The sequence below is a fragment of the Methylobacter sp. S3L5C genome (assembly GCF_022788635.1).
Classification (GTDB): Bacteria; Pseudomonadota; Gammaproteobacteria; order Methylococcales; family Methylomonadaceae; genus Methylobacter_C.
Genome location: NZ_CP076024.1, coordinates 1,821,496 through 1,837,786, shown reverse-complemented (window position 1 = coordinate 1,837,786; position 16,291 = coordinate 1,821,496). Strand labels below are relative to the sequence as shown.

Sequence of the window (16,291 nt, the reverse complement as noted above, 5' to 3'; positions counted from 1 at the left end):
TTTTATTTTTTCTTAAAAGTTGAGGCGACAACTATTCTGACGCAGGGGGCAGGGAGCATAGTTATAGAGATCCTCAATTTCTTTTGTCGATGTTGCGAGCGCTGCTTCCAAAAACTTACGTTGTGTAATGTCGCGTGATGAGTAGAAAACTAAAGGAACATGATTCAGCTCAAGTGTAAAACCACTGATTTCAACATCGAAAATGCTGCCGTCTTTACGCCGATGACGTGTCTCGAATTGCGAACGTGCAGAGCTTATGATTTGTTGTTTTAGTCTTTCCGCGACTTCATTTTTTGTGAATGTTGCATCCCACTGATAAACGTTCATACCGATCAATTCTTCACGTCCATAGCCCAACATGTGACAAAAAGTATTGCTTACTTCAATAATATTGCCATGAATGTCCAGAATATGAAAACCATCACTTGCACTTCGCAGGAATAATGAATTTTTCTCGCTTTCCCTTTGTAGGGCTTGCTGGATAAACTTGCGCTCAGTGATGTCGCGTGTGGAATTAAATAATACCGGTTGCCCATTAAGATCAATCGGATAACCGCTGATTTCCGCATCGTAGATCGTGCCATCCTTACGGCGATGACGCGTTTCAAACTGAGAGCGAACAGGCTTTTCAAATTGAGCTCTTACTATGTTCATGGGCTCACTTTCACAAGTACCGGCATCCCACTGTGAAACGTGCATACCCATCATTTCTTCATGGCTATAGCCCAGCATGTTACAAAAGGCATCGCTGGCTTCAAGCAGCTTACCCTCACTATCCATAATGGTTATACCATCACTGGCATGACGCAATAATGCAGCGTTTTTCTGACTTTCCGCCAGTAAAGCTATTTCTATTCGCTTGCTGTCGGTAACGTCGGTAATAAAACCATGCCAGAGAATCGACCCGTCAGACTCTCTATCGGGAACAGCATTACCATATAACCAACGAACTGTTTCACCAGGAAATAGTACACGGTACTCATACTGCCAAGGCTCAAGCGTTACTGCCGATTGTCTGATTGACTCAACAACGCCGTCATAATCCTCAGGATGAAGACAGGCAAAAGCGCTGGTCGCATCTTCTTTTACTTCTTCCGGTGTAACTCCGTAAATTTCTTGAATGGTAGTACTGGCATAAGGAAAACAAGAACTTCCATCGGGACGTAATTTATATTGGTAAATAACACCAGGAAGGCGGGAGGAAATTTGCGTAAGCCGGGTGTTCAGCTCAAGATTAGCCGCCTGAGCTTGCTTATTTTCGGTAATGTCATGTCCGACGACTTGCATTTCCAACAATACACCATTGTCATCAAAAAAAGCATGATTGATAAACTGACCCCAACGCAAAAAACCACCTGCGGTAATAATACGGTTTTCAATGACTACAACAGGATTGTCAGGGGAAAGAGATTTCAGTTTTTCATTGATTAAAGGAAGGTCTTCGGAAAATACTCTTGGATACCATGTTTGACCAATCAAGGATTTTCTTGATTGGTCAAACACTTTGCAAAAAGCATCGTTTACATAAAGGATAGTGCCATCGGCTTTGAAGCGACAAATGGTTTCCGTTTGATCTTCCAGTAAAGCTTTGTAAAGTTTTTCACTTGCGACTAATGACTGCTCGGCAGCTTTGCGTTGATGGATAACTTTAAATGTGGCGACAAAATGCTCAGATTTTGGACTAAAAACTTGTACTAAAAACCATAGTTGTAAATCATTGAGAAAAATTTCGAAGCTTTCTGCAGCGCCGCCATTGGCAACAGTACCGTAAATGTTGAAGAGTTCCGGATTGGACTCGAAAAGCCCTGGAATGACCTCGCTGACACGTTTACCAACTACTGCACCGAGGCCGGTGTGCTTATGAAACGAAGGATTGGTATAGAGATAAATGAAATCTGTTGGCTTACCGTTTTGGTAAAACATCTTGCAGTAAGCGACACCGTCAGGCATTTTCTCGAAGCAATATTGCAATATATCCGTAGTTTGCAATACCCGCTCTTCTGGTAAAAATGGAGAAAGCAGATCGCTATTCTTAGTGGACTCAGACTTAGGCATTCAATTTTTTTATTATTAAATTGGTATACGCATCATAACATCACACAGTATTTTTACTAAATCTATTAAACGTAACAGAACATGACCTAATTAAATACACTACTCTTCAACATTTTTCAACATACCGTCAACAACGAGCTATTTAATGCGCTCTTAAGTACTGTTTATTACAAATCAAAATAGCCATTTTATTCTGACAGCGACAGCAATGGAGCAATACAACTATTAATAGTTGAGAGATTTAGCCGATTTATTGACAACAGCAGGCTAATCGGTGACCCTGAACACCTGACTATTAATAACACCATTCCCAATGAAAGAAACATGAAAAATCAGTCATTCACCTTTGACCAAATTCATATCGAAGTGGCCCGTAACGCCACTGATGACTTTAATTTGTTTCATGACAAGCATAAATGGTTACAGGTTACTCATAATCCGTTTAAAGGTCCTATTGTTCTGGGCTATCAACTGAACACACTTATTGAATATCAAATGCGTCTATACCGGCAAGCGCATCATGAAAACCGGATCATTGCCGAAAATAATCTGCATTTCAGTAATTACCAAATTACCTTTGTTAACGCGGTCAGGCCACGAATGCCTGTTTATCTGGATATTAAAAAAACCCTGATTAAAACGATTCCCGGCCTGACGCTGGGCAACCGTATTGCCATGAAATCTGATGACAAAACCGTATTACTGGGATTTAAAAAAGAAACACAATTTCCGCTGTTCTTGGCCGATACGAAATTTAACCAGCTACCTGATCTTAACGAAATACCTGATCGTACAATCATTTCGGGTACCGACTATTTTCTTAAACGAAAATTTATGAATAATGGTTCTGCTAAAAACTTTTTGTCCGGGTCATTAGCAGAGCAATCCGATTATTTTGATGAACTAGCCAATGTCGCACACTACCCGGAAATATTCCCTTGCAGCCTTACCTCAGGGGCTCTACTGGAAAAAGCGCAAATGGAAAACCATGATTTCAAACTTAACCCTATGGTTTACACATCCCATGAAATTTCAGTAGACCGGCGTTATGTAAACCAACTTAAAAATAATGACAAGCTGCATATTCTGGTCAGGCAACTCCCTGAATCACGTGAGAACACCTTAAACCAGACCAATATTATGCTAAGAACTTATCATTGTTATGGCCTGTTACAGAATAATGACGTTTTATTCAGAATGACCATGAACCTCGTTCCTTTGGAAGAAATACTAAAAAATCTCAGGCAGAAATGAAATAACCTGATAATTTATTCAATTTTTAAGTCGCTCGTATCTGATTTTATTGGTTAAAATTTTAAGCAAGGAAAATCTAAGCGATAGAAAACAAAGTTGATTAAGTGACATACTTTCTGTAGGGCTTGCGGTGTGAGTCTTGAAAACTGAGGCCCGCACAGCACGACGTACGTACTTAGTTAATTCATGTTTCTATATCGACTCCTTTAGCTTGGTAACTTTACTCCGGTTTTTGTAATTTTTTAATTACGCTTTTGCTAATCTTGTTGATAAATTCTTCACTATTCTCATAGTCTTGGCTTTGTATAAAACTGACAATCGACATCACCAATTTTTTAGTACCGGCAATTTCTTCAAATGAACGACCACAACCTTGGCAATGACTACCTCCGGACGTACATTTATCAATACAGGGATTAAATTTCATGCGTTGTTCTCTTGGTTGATTATGACTATAGTTTGCATTGCCCGGCAGTATTTACTGCCTTGTAAAGCCTTATTGTTTCATTATCTTATAGATGCAATGTTCACCAGTCTCATTGACTGTAGTCGTCATTATTTCATACGTAAAACCGAAGTCCTGGCAAATCATTTTAGGATCATGATCAAGCCCTACAAACTCCGAATAGGGAATGTAAATTCTTGTTTCAGAATCACAAAAAGCACTTACCTGACTGAAAAACCGTTGCAATATTTGCCGTCCTCCATCGTCATTTAAACCAAAATCGCCGTTGGAAGGATAGTAATTAAAATTAAATACGATAATATCAAATTTCGTTACGGGCACGTCATCAAACAAATCGCTATATATAAAAGCAATCGGTGCTAATGACGGATTAAGGCCGGAGTTTTCAGTCGCACATTTTACGGCATCGCTATTAAAATCGACTCCCAATACGATTTCACAGCCAATTTTTTTTAATAAGAAAGCAAAATAGCCACTCCCACAGCCCATATCCAGTGCCGTAGCTGCCGGTTTTTGCTGGAGTATAAAATTACCAAAAAATGAACTGGTGATACCAAAACAGGAGGGAAATACATTTTTTGCAATTGTCAGGGAGATACCATCCAACTCCGCACTGTAAGGCTGCCTATCCAAATAATAAGATAACTCCAGCTCTCTTTTTGCAATACTCATAACTTGATCATTCATAATAATTTGACGTTCTCTATTAAAAACAGGTGGCTGTGTGCAGTTAATGACTAAAACCTAAAGGCACTTACGTAAATAGCCATAGACTTATTAGGCCACGATATTTTTCTGCAAATAAGGGTAAATTTTCTTTCACTACCGAAGGGATAAGTAAGGTTAAACGAGTGGTTTTTTAAAATTACTAAATACTGAAATACAGCGCTACAGCATTGTGTCGTGCAATATACATCACTTCACTTTCTTTAACCATTCTTTGCTTTTTTATAAGCGTCATCTGACGTAGGCAGGCTGTCCGAGATACAAGTAACAGATACAAAAAATATAGCCCTTGCCAGATTGCTTGAGCCAAGTATCCTGGCTCAGGCAAATTTCTTCTTCAACTGCCAAAAAACCACGGAAGAAATCAATACCATCACGCAAGCCAAACCAATCAGTATCAAACCAAAAAATAAAGTTTGCTTAATCGTATAGTCCACCAATTCTTTACCACTGATTTGTGTTTTTTGGGTCAGTGCATCCAATCGGGTTGATAGTTCGTCAAACTTGCCGGGAGCCAGTATCTGGTCAAAAGCTTGTAACAATTTCACCAAATCTTGTGCTGCAACGTTGATCTGTGCAGCTGCTGCGGTGTAATCGTTGATGTGGAAAGGCTCAGTGTTCGGGTTTGATGGACTGGCATCAATTTGCCGCAGTACGTCTTGAAAAGACTTTAAGGTAGCGGTGGACGCAGTGGACATCTGTTGTCCTGCGTCCAGTGCTTTCTCGGTTTGTGCCGCAAGACTGGTAAGGCCTGGCTGCTGCGCATTCAAGGCTTGAACGATTTGTTCGCGCTCTGCGCTAATGAGTTCGGGTAGGCGCTCTGCCGTCTGACTGAAACGATCTGCTGATTCGGACAGTTGTGTTGTATTGGCTAATAGTTGTTCCATCTGCGGCGTTTCGACGGTCTGGATGACCAACAATTCAGTTTCCCAGCGAATCAGGGTCGGCATATGTCGCCCCAAGAATAAGCCACGTTCAGCAAACAAACGGGTATTAGCCAGTTCGAGAGTAGCGGGATCAAGCCCCGCTAATGGGTCGATGTCTAGCAGGTTAAAAACACTACTGGTCATCCCTTGCTGAGCGCTACGGTTCATCTGACCAACTTCGGCCGCAAAACCGAGTGAACCGACATCACTGGGCGAACGCCCATCAGGATATTGCTCGTGCCAAGCTTTTATGGCAGCGCGGAGTTCCTTAATCTGTAGAGGTTTTAGTGTCAATGCAGCAATACGCCAAATCTCCTTCTCGGTTTCCTGCGATGCAAGTAGCAAAGGTTTGGCCGAGTTACCGAAGCGCTTGGGCATCCAATAGTCCTCAATATTCATCCGATTCAAGGTGACGAGGATGACCATATCCAGAAGATTAGCGTAGGCGTTCGCACCAGTGGCGGTGCCCAACACATCATTGGTGGTGGCGATGCGACGCATCAGCATATTGCGCCGTTGGGAGGGCTGTCCATCGGCTTCCTGCAATTTGCTAAAAGCGATACTGAGTGCATCAATATAATCGTCCGCAAAACGAAGCAACAGCGATTGAAGTTCAACGGGATCCGGTGCAGCGTTATCGTTATGGAGCGAAAATAGCGAGCGTATGCCCTTTTCAGGTAATTCCAGAGTGCTTTTGAGTAAACTACAACCATTGGCACTTAAGGTTAGGACGATTAGTAAAGCGACTTTAGCCAGCCATTGACAGGTAGCCGGATAATGAGTTTGAAGCTTGGTGCGCATAAAGATATCGGTTCCTGAGGACATTACTTATAAACAATAATGGATTACCACCTGTTTGGCAAACCAATATTTCTTGGGTATAGCTATAGCTTAATTACACTGGTAGTACAACCGAAGATCGGGTAACCGGATTCTGGTATCTATGAGATACGTTATTATAAATAGTGAAAATTAATCAATGCAATATATTAACATCAGCTTTTACCGTCCACTCTGCTCCCGAATCTATCCAGGCTTTCAGTTTCAAAACATCTTGATCAGAAAGCTTATGCACATTCGCCATCGGCATGTCCTTTCTTGTTCCCGATACAATAGCAATCAACGGGCTTACAGCGCTCTGTCCCGGTAAAATTAAAGGTGCTCGCCCATTACTTGTGAAGAAATCTTCCTGGCGATCAACACGAAAATTGGCCAACTGTTTTTGTGGGCCATGGCAAGACAGGCAATTATTCTCGAATATTGGGTAGACATCTTTCCAGAACCCGATCGCTTGTTGATCAACACTATTTGATATCGGCGAAGCGGCTAAAGATTCGTTAACCGGATCAGTATTCCCATTATGCCCCAAGTGTTTTCCTCGCATTGGACCGGCTATTTCTTTAACGCTATTTTCAGCAGCCCAGGCAAAAAGCGCTATAAGGAAAACAACTATACCGCCTGTTAATATCCCACTGCGAATTAGTGAAGGGTGCGCAGTTTGTAACAAATGACAGCGCTTACCGATTACGGTAACTATCCAGTTCCAATGCAAAACCAAATGACTAATAAGGACTATCAAAAGCCCCAGACTGATCCAAAAATGGCCATCACCCCATTGATGGCGGGTATAGCCCCATAAGCTCAACATTTTGTTGCTACCTGGTGGCAATGGAAAACGCAGTATGTATCCTGTCGCAATCATACCTAAAAGTAGAAATGCCGCAATTATGTCGATGATGATGTTAGCAAATGTACGATTCATAATTAATATGTATTTTAGCTTTTTTACGTAAATTAACCGTTCCCAATTAAGAGCTCGGCAACAAGAAAAAACTTATTCATTTTATTAAAAACTCTACTTCGGACTGTTTTGTATTGATTAAAAATTGCCTGGAAGTTTCCTCAAGCATTTGAAGATGTAGTCAACGACGATAACAGCCCAACAAGCCAACCAAAGGCTTTCATCCACTTAATAAAACCCATTCTGCAGTAAATGTCCAGCGTAGCAAAACTGCAGCATAAGTTTATGTTTATCTTGCTAACCGGTCTAACGTATCTGCAGGGACGGGTAAATTTCCGAAACCATGGCCTTTATAGCTCGTTAAATTAAAAAACTTTTTCGCAATAGCTTCGCCGCTCGTTTCATTTTTTTATATTCACTTTGCTTAACTTAATGAACTTGTCCGCTTCAGCTTACACCACCAGTTCTTAAGCTAATGCCGTAATGTCGGGCAACAAAAAAGCTGTTGCCAGACTAGGCTGCCCACATCGATCTGTTACATTTAATTGTAAGTCAATTCGTACCATACAGTAAGTCTTAGACTACACTTAAATTGAACTACAGAAGGTCAGCTTCGTGACTGACCTTAAGTAGATCGTATACAAATGTTACTTAATTTATTTATCACAACTTATCATAGATATTCACCTTTAGGACTGAACATAATGAAAAAACTCTTTTTAGCTATATTATTCGCGGTTGGTTTTTGCTCGCAAGCCATGGCTAACGTTACTTATTTTAGCGACAACTTTGACAATTTAAGTGCATGGACCCTCAAATCCGGCGGCTCTTACGCTTCCGTCAGCAATAACAAATTGAGCTTTACATCGGGCAATTCACAAGGTGACATTTTTACCACCGCGACCTTTAACAAAGGTTATTTCAATTTTGATTATAGTGGTGTTGCCGGTAATGATGCCGGCGGTTATTTTGGTATCAGTACCGCTTTCGCAGGAGATCATACTTGGATAGCAGGTAGCTCAAGCTTAGCTCTAACACCAGTCAACTTGGTCAATGACGGCCTATTTCACACTTACAGTATCGCCTTTGATTCGGCAAGCTTAGGCGTAACCGCCGTCCACATAATGCTTGAACAATTTGGCAACAACACCCCTGGTCTAGCAACCTTCGCCCGTGTTTCTGTAACCGAATCATCTGTCGCTGCTGTACCAGTTCCCGGCGCAATCTGGCTGTTTGTATCCGGCCTGTTGGGTTTAGCCGCTTTACGTAAAAAGGCTTAAGCAATAAAGCAGCGTAGATTGAATTAATACTGTTTCAAACCAATCTACGCTGCATCTATTTTATTGGGTTGCGAAAAAAGGCAACCCAACCTGCATTGCTAAAAATCGGCTCAGTTTTCCTTATTAATCAAAAAATAAACCACCGGAATTACCAGCAATGAAAACAAAGTCGAAGCAAAAATACCGAAAATAAAGCTCCAGGCCAGTCCTGAAAATATCGGATCAAGGATAATGACAAAGGCACCGAACATGGCCGCTCCCGCAGTCAGAAAGATCGGCCGCAAGCGAATTGCACCCGCTTCAATCAGGGCATCGGCAAGCGTTACATCGGCACGGGCGCGGATGCGTTCGATAAAATCAATCAGGATAATGGAGTTGCGCACAACAATACCCGCCAGGGCAATCATGCCTATCATGGCGGTGGCGGTAAAATAGATCGGATTGGGGTAACCTGCAACAGGCGTCGCCATAAACTGGTTAAGCAACCAAAATCCCGGCATGATGCCAATCACCGTTAAGGGAATAGCGATCATCATAACCAGCGGCACGGTCAATGATCCGGTTTGCCCGACCAATAAAACATAAATCATCACTAACGCGGCTGCAAAAGCAAGTCCAAGGTCACGAAAGACATCAACGGTAATTTTCCATTCGCCCTCCCCCGCTAGTTCGGCGCGATAACCTTGCAGCAAGGGATGTTCGGCAAACGTATCATTAAGATCAAAAACCGCTTCTACCGGACTGCGTCCTGCCATTTCGGCAATGACGTAACTGACCCGTTGCAGATTCTTATGATAAATAGGCTGATCTTCATTTTCCATAGTGGCAGTGCCTAGCTCACTTAAGGGTATTAACTCACCTTGATCTGTTTTTACCCGTAATGCCAATAAATCGGCAATAGACGAACGTAGTGCACGGGGTAATTGCAGGTTAATTTCCAGCGGCTGGCGCTCCCTGTCCGCATGTACGATACCCAAGGTTTGACCTGCCAAAGCGATACGCAATGTTTCGGCAACTTGCGCAACGCTGACACCCGACAAGGCCGCTTTTTCCCGATTTAACTGAAAATGCACTTTATCATGCGGCGCTTCGGAAAAATCATCCACATCAACTACGCCTTCGGTTTTTTCCATATCGGCTCTAACGCGCTTGGATACCGCTATCAAACCGTCAATAGTCGCTTCAGGCGGGCCATAGATTTCAGCAACCAAACCGGAAAGTACCGGTGGCCCGGGTGGAATTTCGACAATTTTAAGGTTGGCGCCGTATTGCTTACCGATTTTTTCTATGTCAGAGCGAATACGTAAAGCGATTTCATGCGACTGCTGTTCCCGTTTATCTTTAGGTAATAAATTGATTCTGACTTCACCCACATAACCACCACTGCGTAGATAATAATGGCGAACCATGCCGTTAAAATCCATCGGTGCAGCCAGGCCGGTATAGGTTTGATAATCAGTCACTTCATTGACTGTCGCCAAATAGCTACCCAAGGCACGCACAACTTCATCGGTTTTTTCCAGGGTTGAGCCACGCGGCATATCAATCATGATTTGCAATTCGTTTTTATTATCAAAAGGCAATAGTTTAAGCGGCACGGCACGAGTAATAGCCAGCATGGTTGAGCCTAAAAAGGCTATCAGCACAATCAGTAAAAATAATTTGGCACGCCCCGGGGTCGCCAACAGCGGACCGAGTGCCGCGCGATAGGCCTGATAGATAAAGGTTTTTTCGAGTACTTCCGGTAATTCGTCGCTATGCTTGTGATATTCGCTTTGCAGCAATTTGAAACTGGCCCAGGGAGTTACGGTAAAAGCCACAATTAACGAGACAATCATGGCGATCGGCACGTTAAAAGCCATGGGTGCCATATAGGGGCCCATCATGCCTGTGATATAAAACATTGGCAGAAATGACACAATCACCGTAAAAGTCGCCAGAATAGTCGGCGGCCTGACTTCATCGACCGCCGTCAATAGCGCTTCCAGCGGTGATTCTTTGCGTAATTTATAGTGCCTGTGGATATTTTCAACATCCACTATCGGATCATCCACCAATAAGCCCAACGATAGAATCAAGGCAAACAGAGTAACGCGATTAATGGTGTAACCGGAAATATAATCCAGTAACAAAGTCAGCGCCAAGGTCATCGGTACGGCAATGGACACAATAAATGACTCTTTCAGCCCCAACGAAAAAGCCAGTAACACCACGATAATGACGATGGCAAAGCTTAAATGTTTAACCAGTTCGTTCACTTTATCGTTAGCGGTTTCGCCATAATCACGGGTAACGGTTAACAAAACATCTTCGGGGATCAGCGTACCGCGCATCTTTTCTGCGTTGGCAATAACGGCTTCGGCGACATGAACGGCATTACTGCCTTTACGTTTGGCAACGGCAATAGTGACCATTGGCCGTTCTTGCCCGACTTGCGGCGGATTACCGGTAGCTTTGCCAATCGTAGGCATTTCATCGACCGCAGGGCCAAAGCCGATACGCGTGTAATGGTCGACATCTGCCGGGCCATCTTCAATACGCGCCACATCCCGCAGATAAACAGGACGTCCGGCAACACTTTTTATAACGGTCGCGCCGACTTCTGGTGATGAACTAAAATGCGGGCCGGCTTCCAGTAGAATTTCACGGTTATTACTTTCAAAGCTACCCGCTTGTAAATTAACATTGGCATTGGCCAGCGCCTGAGTCACTTCAATCAGCGTTACGCCATGCGCCGCCAGACTGGCCGGGTTGGCATAAATGGATACTTGCCGTTGTTCGCCGCCAACCACCCAACTTTTACCCACATCGCCCACACTTCTCAGAGAAATAATCAGCTCATCGGCAATGCGGCGTAACGCCATAGAATCATAATTATTATTCTGTGCAGAAAGTGTCAGTAATACGATAGGCACGTTATCAATTTCTACAGGACTTACTTTCCAGTGCGTAACCCCGGGCGGAATAAGGTTCTGGTTGGACATAAGCCGGTCCCAGGTTTTAACCAGACTGTCTTCAAAATCCTGGCCGACAAAATAACGCACGGTCACCATCGCCGCACCGGGCTTGGAGATGGAATAGACGTATTCCACGCCTTCAATTTGTTTGAGCAAAACCTCCAGCGGTGTCGACACCAGCTTTTCAACTTCTTCGCTGGAAGCCCCCGGATATTCAATCAGCACATCCATAACCGGCACGACAATCTGTGGATCTTCTTCACGTGGTGTAAGAACCAGTGCTGCAGCTCCAGCCAACAGCGAAATAATCAGAAATAAAATGGATAACTGTGAGGTGGTAAAAATTTCGACAATCTTGGTCGTCAAGCCACGTTTCGGTTTTTGATTTTGCAGCTCGTCCATTATGGTACCTGCTGTGGATTAACGATGACGATTTCACCGGCGTGTAAACCGGAAATAACTTCAATCCTGTTGCCAAAAGTTTTAGCTGTTCTGATATGGCGCATAAGCTGCCGGCCTTCTGACCAGACCGTAACCACTTCCAGTTGACCGATATGCTGCACTGCACTGGCAGGAATCAATAAGGCTTCATGTTGGCCGCAAGCTTGTTCCAGCCAACCAAAAGATCCGGCTTGCAAACCTGCCATTGCCGGCAAGGCAATTTTAATCAATTGAGTGCGGGTTTGCGAGTCGACATCAGGACTGATCTCATCGACTTGAGCCGTAACCGTTTGGCCCAGGGTATCAATGCGCACCCTAACCTCCATGCCCGTGCGATAACGTCCGGCACAAGTGCCGGGTACGTCGGCCTCAAGCCTTAAGCCTTGTGGTATCTGCAAAGTGACCACCGGCACACCGGGCAAGCCCATGTCACCGGGCTCTTTAAGGCGCTTGACGACAGTACCGTCAAATGGTGCCAGTAATAGCGTATCCGCCAAATGGGTTCTGATTTCACTCACCGTACTGGTTGCCTGACTGACCGCCGCTTGCGCCTCTTTTGCACGGGCGACGACGGCATCAAAATTTTCGCGGGTTGCCGCCTCCTTAACGTACAAGCTTTTGGTACGTTGTTCGTCTGCTTTGGCACGACCGGCTTGCGCAGTTGCACCGGCAAGCGCGGCAAGGGCGATATTTTCCTGAGCTCTGAGTTCACGCTCATCCAGAATGGCAATTACCTCGCCTTTTTTGACTTTATCGCTGGCATGAACCTTAATATCGATAATGCGAGCTGTCATTTTGGGAGCAATATTAGCCACGATTCTTGATCTTACCGTGCCAGGCCAGTTAAGAATATCGTCAACCTGTTTTTTTTCAACCACAGCAGTTTCGCTTTTGGGCGTATTTGCATCGTTGACCAGTGGGCTTAAGCCGGGCGATACTTTACTGACAAAAGTCCCTTGCATGTAAAGCAGCAACAAAATCAAGACTAAAACGGCGATGGCAATAGCGATAATTTTGTTACGGTTTTTGCGTTCAGGTTGTGACATGAGAACTCCTGTATTTTGGATAAATCATTGGGGCTACGAAAAATCGCTGTTATTTCCAGTCGCCGACCGCTTTTTTTAATGCCGCTTCTGCACTCAGGGCATCGTAATGCGCTGCGATAGTACTCGATTGCGCTTTATTTCTGGCAACTTCCGATTCGATATAACGGGTGACCGTAACCACTTCAGCGCGTCTTTCTTCATTTACCAGCCGTAAGGCCTCGTCGGCGGCGAGCACCGAGACTTCGGTAACACGCAAACGCGCCAAACCTTCCTCCAATTTTAAATAGGCAATTTTTACTTCCTGCTCAATACCCAGCCTGGTTTTTCTTTCTATTTCCCGAACTTCGGCGGCTTTTCGCTCTGCCGCACTAACCCGTTGTTGGGTACTAAACCCTGAAAATAAATCCATTTCGACAGTAACGCCAGCGGTAACATTATCTTTGTTACCGGAAAATCCGGGCGACTGGCTATTTTGCCCGTAACTGACATAAGCATCAGCCTTGGGTAAATAAGCACCCTGCTCACTTTTCAACTTGCGTAAACTAATTTCTACCTGTTTGGCGGCAGCTTTTACTTCAGGACGCTGAGTCATGGCAAGTTCAAGCAAATTATTAAACGATCCAGTCAACTTGGGCTTGGTTAACAGCGAAGCTGACGGTGCCACCGTAAAGGTTTGATAACTGGACAGACCCAGCAAGTTGGCGATACCGGCGTTGGATAATTCAATACCGTTGGTCGCCCTGATTTTGGCATCCTCTACTTCAGCCAATTTTACTTCCAGTGACAATACATCTGATTTAAGTACGGTTCCGGCTTCGTACTGTCGTTTTGTTTGATTTAACTCACTGGTGATTGCGGAAATAGAATCCTGGGCGACTTTTTGCGCTTCTATAGCGGCCAAATAAGCATAATAAGAAGCCGTTACCGCTTCAATCAAGGCATTATGAACGGTTGAGCGCTCAAACTCGGCCGCGTCTATGCCTAGCTCCGCAGCTTTACTGTTTTGATAATCCTGACCACCACGAAACAGTGACAGCTTTCCTATGATTTCAGGACGAAAATTTTGTCGGTAGCCCGGATTATTAATATTATTGATGTTATTGGGCTCAAAATCCCTTTGCGAGACAATCATTGCAAAGACCTGAGCCGGATTGTTGGACGTTTCATAACCCACTCTGGCCGTTACTTGCGGATAAAAAGCAGACAGCGCCACACCTAATTGAGCTTGAGCCTGATTGATGCGTTCAATGGCGATTTGCAAGTCAGGATTGTTGGCGATTGCATAGTCAATAGCCTGATCCAGCGTATAAGATTGGCTGGTTAATTTTTCCGGCACTGCTTTATCGACAGCACTTTTAGTAACAGGATCAGCTACGACTGACGACAAGCCTGATAGCAACAGTACCGGTAACAGACTTAATGCCAAGCTCTTTTTTATTATTTTAAGCATAATCTTCACGTAAGTGTCACGTCTAACAATACCTGTTAAGAAATAGACGGAAGTCTTCCAACATTTTTCACCACGAAGAGTTATATTTTTCTTCGTGCTCTTCGTGCTCTTCGTGCTCTTCGTGCCTTCGTGGTGAAAATTTACAGTACTTTATTTAAGACTGTCTGCCAACACTGTAATCAAAAAGCACAACCCGGTTTAACACCCAACTTTTTAAGTAGCATTGCCATCGGACAAAACCCCGTAAAGGCTGATTGCAACAAATTAGCGCCAACAAAAGCCGTAAACCATAGCCACAAATCAGAATGATAATGCGCCAGCAACAAACTGATCAGGATAAAACTGCCGGCAACGGCAAACACGATTCGATCAATACTCATCTTACTCACCTTTTATGCGTACTACGCCCATTAATTTGAGCATTAACTTTTCATAATAAGGCTCACTAATACCTTTGCGTATTTTACGCATGAAGTACTTCTCGAAACCGATTTTAGCCAGATGCACCCATCTGCCTTCTGCCGACCAGGTTGTGTTACGCGGAGGAATTTGGGGCATAGCCAGAAAAGCCACTCCGGAATCACCAAAATCAGCCAGACACAAAGCATTCCAAGTCGCTATATGTGTTGGTTCTTTACCGGCCAGTTCATCGGCAATATTATGTGCGGTGGTAGTCACCATTGATTCAATCATATAACCGGTTTTTGGCACCCCCACCGGTACGGGTGTTTTTTCTATGGGCGGAATGGCAATACAAACACCAACAGAATAGATATTTTTAAATGTTGCGTTACGCTGGTGCTCATCCACCAACACAAAGCCGCGCGGATTGACCAATCCTTCAACACCGACATGACGCACCGCATCAACGCCGGTAAAGGCGGGCAACATCATTGAATGCTTAAAAGGCAGCTCATGTTTTTTCTTGTCGTTGCCGTCTTCATCAACTTCAGTTACAAACATCATGCCGGATTCAACTTTATCGACCTTGGCATTCGTTATCCATTTAATGGACTTCTCACGCAAGGCACTTTCCATCAAACCTTTAGTATCGCCAACACCCCCTAAACCTAAATGGCCGATATAAGGTTCTGAAGTAACAAAAGTCATCGGTACTTTATCGCGTACTTTTTTATTACGTAACTCCGTTTCAAGAATCATTAAGTATTCATACGCAGGACCATAGCAGGAAGCGCCCTGTACTGCACCGATAACAATGGGGCCGGGATTTTCCATAAATCTGTCCCAATCTTCTGCAGCCACAGCGGCATGATCGACATGACAGACGGATGAAGTAAAGCCGTCCGGCCCCAAGCCCGGAATTTCATCAAAGGCCAGTCGCGGCCCTGTCGCTATAATCAAAAAATCGTAGGCAACGGCTGAACCATCAACCAACTGAACCTGATTATTAACCGGATCAACTTTTGCTGCCGCTTTTTGAATAAATTCAATACCTTTCTTTTTCATCACCGGCGCCAACTCAATCTTTAAGTCTTCAGGTGTTCGCCATCGTGGTGGAACCCAAGGATTTGAAGGTACAAAATGAAAAGTAGGTGAGTCGGAAATTACAATAACATCGTGTTTTTTTCCTACGGTTTCCTTCATTTCATAAGCCATTGGTACGCCACCAATACCGGCACCTAAAATTACAATACGAGCCATGATTATTCTCCTTATTAATAGTTATTATTACGTGCGTTACATTTTTTCAATTGACGTGCTGCCAATTGACATCCCCATTAAAGTGAATCGGCACATACCCTGAACAACGAAAAAATCATTAACCTGCACTTGATCAGATAAAGGCACCGGGAAAGCAAAAATATATATTAGTATTTGTTAATATTGCTAGACAATAACATAAATTAACCCTAGCATACAATACTAATTAGTCAGGGTAAACCCGGACAAAAAGTATGCTTTTAACAAGACATTTAATTTACACACAA

12 protein-coding genes are annotated in these 16,291 nt (G+C 43.7%); 2 read left to right on the top strand and 10 right to left on the bottom strand.

The genetic code is table 11. The features are described 5' to 3' along the window. Window positions 1–12: 12 nt before the first annotated feature. Window positions 13–2,055 carry a PAS domain S-box protein gene (locus tag KKZ03_RS08385; RefSeq protein WP_243221050.1) on the bottom strand — a complete coding sequence of 681 codons (2,043 nt, stop codon included), beginning with the start codon at window positions 2,053–2,055 and terminating at the stop codon, window positions 13–15. A 324-nt stretch (window positions 2,056–2,379) separates the two neighbouring features. Here KKZ03_RS08385 and KKZ03_RS08380 point away from each other — a divergent pair, with 324 nt between their 5' ends. Further along, entirely contained in the window at window positions 2,380–3,309 is a 930-nt protein-coding gene (locus KKZ03_RS08380) for a hypothetical protein (RefSeq protein WP_243221049.1), read from the top strand. A gap of 220 nt (window positions 3,310–3,529) precedes the next feature. On the opposite strand, the gene KKZ03_RS08375 is transcribed toward KKZ03_RS08380, so the two are convergent. The 4 genes from KKZ03_RS08375 to KKZ03_RS08360 form a co-directional block, all read right to left on the bottom strand. After that, window positions 3,530–3,736, bottom strand: a complete 207-nt coding sequence (locus KKZ03_RS08375; RefSeq protein ID WP_243221048.1) for a DUF1289 domain-containing protein — start codon at window positions 3,734–3,736, stop codon at window positions 3,530–3,532. 69 nt (window positions 3,737–3,805) lie between these two features. Beyond that, complete coding sequence (locus KKZ03_RS08370) at window positions 3,806–4,462, bottom strand: methyltransferase (protein WP_243221047.1); 657 nt, start codon at window positions 4,460–4,462, stop codon at window positions 3,806–3,808. A gap of 359 nt (window positions 4,463–4,821) precedes the next feature. Then, window positions 4,822–6,228: a hypothetical protein gene (locus KKZ03_RS08365; protein ID WP_243221046.1), complete on the bottom strand. Its 1,407-nt coding sequence runs from the start codon at window positions 6,226–6,228 to the stop codon at window positions 4,822–4,824. 175 nt (window positions 6,229–6,403) lie between these two features. Beyond that, a complete protein-coding gene (locus tag KKZ03_RS08360) occupies window positions 6,404–7,189 on the bottom strand; it encodes a DUF4405 domain-containing protein (RefSeq protein ID WP_243221045.1) in 786 nt (261 codons plus the stop codon). Between the two features lie 683 nt (window positions 7,190–7,872). Between KKZ03_RS08360 and KKZ03_RS08355 the strand changes: the two genes are divergently transcribed. Beyond that, complete coding sequence (locus KKZ03_RS08355; protein ID WP_243221044.1) at window positions 7,873–8,448, top strand: hypothetical protein; 576 nt, start codon at window positions 7,873–7,875, stop codon at window positions 8,446–8,448. Window positions 8,449–8,558: 110 nt separating this feature from the next. Here KKZ03_RS08355 and KKZ03_RS08350 read toward each other — a convergent pair whose 3' ends face one another. The 5 genes from KKZ03_RS08350 to KKZ03_RS08330 all read right to left on the bottom strand — a co-directional run bounded on the left by KKZ03_RS08350 (window position 8,559) and on the right by KKZ03_RS08330 (window position 16,004). Further along, complete coding sequence (locus KKZ03_RS08350; protein WP_243221043.1) at window positions 8,559–11,807, bottom strand: efflux RND transporter permease subunit; 3,249 nt, start codon at window positions 11,805–11,807, stop codon at window positions 8,559–8,561. After that, window positions 11,807–12,892: an efflux RND transporter periplasmic adaptor subunit gene (locus KKZ03_RS08345; RefSeq protein WP_243221042.1), complete on the bottom strand. Its 1,086-nt coding sequence runs from the start codon at window positions 12,890–12,892 to the stop codon at window positions 11,807–11,809. The genes KKZ03_RS08350 and KKZ03_RS08345 overlap by 1 nt, the downstream gene beginning before the upstream one ends. A 49-nt stretch (window positions 12,893–12,941) precedes the next feature. Next, window positions 12,942–14,342 (bottom strand): TolC family protein, encoded by a 1,401-nt coding sequence (locus tag KKZ03_RS08340; protein ID WP_243221041.1) that lies wholly within the window; start codon window positions 14,340–14,342, stop codon window positions 12,942–12,944. Between the two features lie 179 nt (window positions 14,343–14,521). Beyond that, window positions 14,522–14,722, bottom strand: coding sequence for a DUF2892 domain-containing protein (locus tag KKZ03_RS08335; RefSeq protein ID WP_243217455.1), 201 nt, complete (start codon window positions 14,720–14,722; stop codon window positions 14,522–14,524). A gap of 1 nt (window position 14,723) precedes the next feature. Then, on the bottom strand, window positions 14,724–16,004 hold the full coding sequence (locus tag KKZ03_RS08330; RefSeq protein WP_243221040.1) for an NAD(P)/FAD-dependent oxidoreductase: 1,281 nt from the start codon (window positions 16,002–16,004) through the stop codon (window positions 14,724–14,726). Between the last annotated feature and the right edge of the window lie 287 nt (window positions 16,005–16,291).

Excerpts from the sequence above, each read along its gene's own strand:
- KKZ03_RS08380 (WP_243221049.1), top strand. The coding sequence starts at position 2,380 with ATGAAAAATCAGTCATTCACCTTTGACCAAATTCATATCGAAGTGGCC.
- KKZ03_RS08385 (WP_243221050.1), bottom strand. The coding sequence starts at position 2,055 with ATGCCTAAGTCTGAGTCCACTAAGAATAGCGATCTGCTTTCTCCATTT.
- KKZ03_RS08365 (WP_243221046.1), bottom strand. The coding sequence starts at position 6,228 with ATGCGCACCAAGCTTCAAACTCATTATCCGGCTACCTGTCAATGGCTG.
- KKZ03_RS08345 (WP_243221042.1), bottom strand. The coding sequence starts at position 12,892 with ATGTCACAACCTGAACGCAAAAACCGTAACAAAATTATCGCTATTGCC.
- KKZ03_RS08355 (WP_243221044.1), top strand. The coding sequence starts at position 7,873 with ATGAAAAAACTCTTTTTAGCTATATTATTCGCGGTTGGTTTTTGCTCG.
- KKZ03_RS08335 (WP_243217455.1), bottom strand. The coding sequence starts at position 14,722 with ATGAGTATTGATCGAATCGTGTTTGCCGTTGCCGGCAGTTTTATCCTG.
- KKZ03_RS08340 (WP_243221041.1), bottom strand. The coding sequence starts at position 14,342 with ATGCTTAAAATAATAAAAAAGAGCTTGGCATTAAGTCTGTTACCGGTA.
- KKZ03_RS08375 (WP_243221048.1), bottom strand. The coding sequence starts at position 3,736 with ATGAAATTTAATCCCTGTATTGATAAATGTACGTCCGGAGGTAGTCAT.
- KKZ03_RS08360 (WP_243221045.1), bottom strand. The coding sequence starts at position 7,189 with ATGAATCGTACATTTGCTAACATCATCATCGACATAATTGCGGCATTT.
- KKZ03_RS08350 (WP_243221043.1), bottom strand. The coding sequence starts at position 11,807 with ATGGACGAGCTGCAAAATCAAAAACCGAAACGTGGCTTGACGACCAAG.
- KKZ03_RS08330 (WP_243221040.1), bottom strand. The coding sequence starts at position 16,004 with ATGGCTCGTATTGTAATTTTAGGTGCCGGTATTGGTGGCGTACCAATG.
- KKZ03_RS08370 (WP_243221047.1), bottom strand. The coding sequence starts at position 4,462 with ATGAATGATCAAGTTATGAGTATTGCAAAAAGAGAGCTGGAGTTATCT.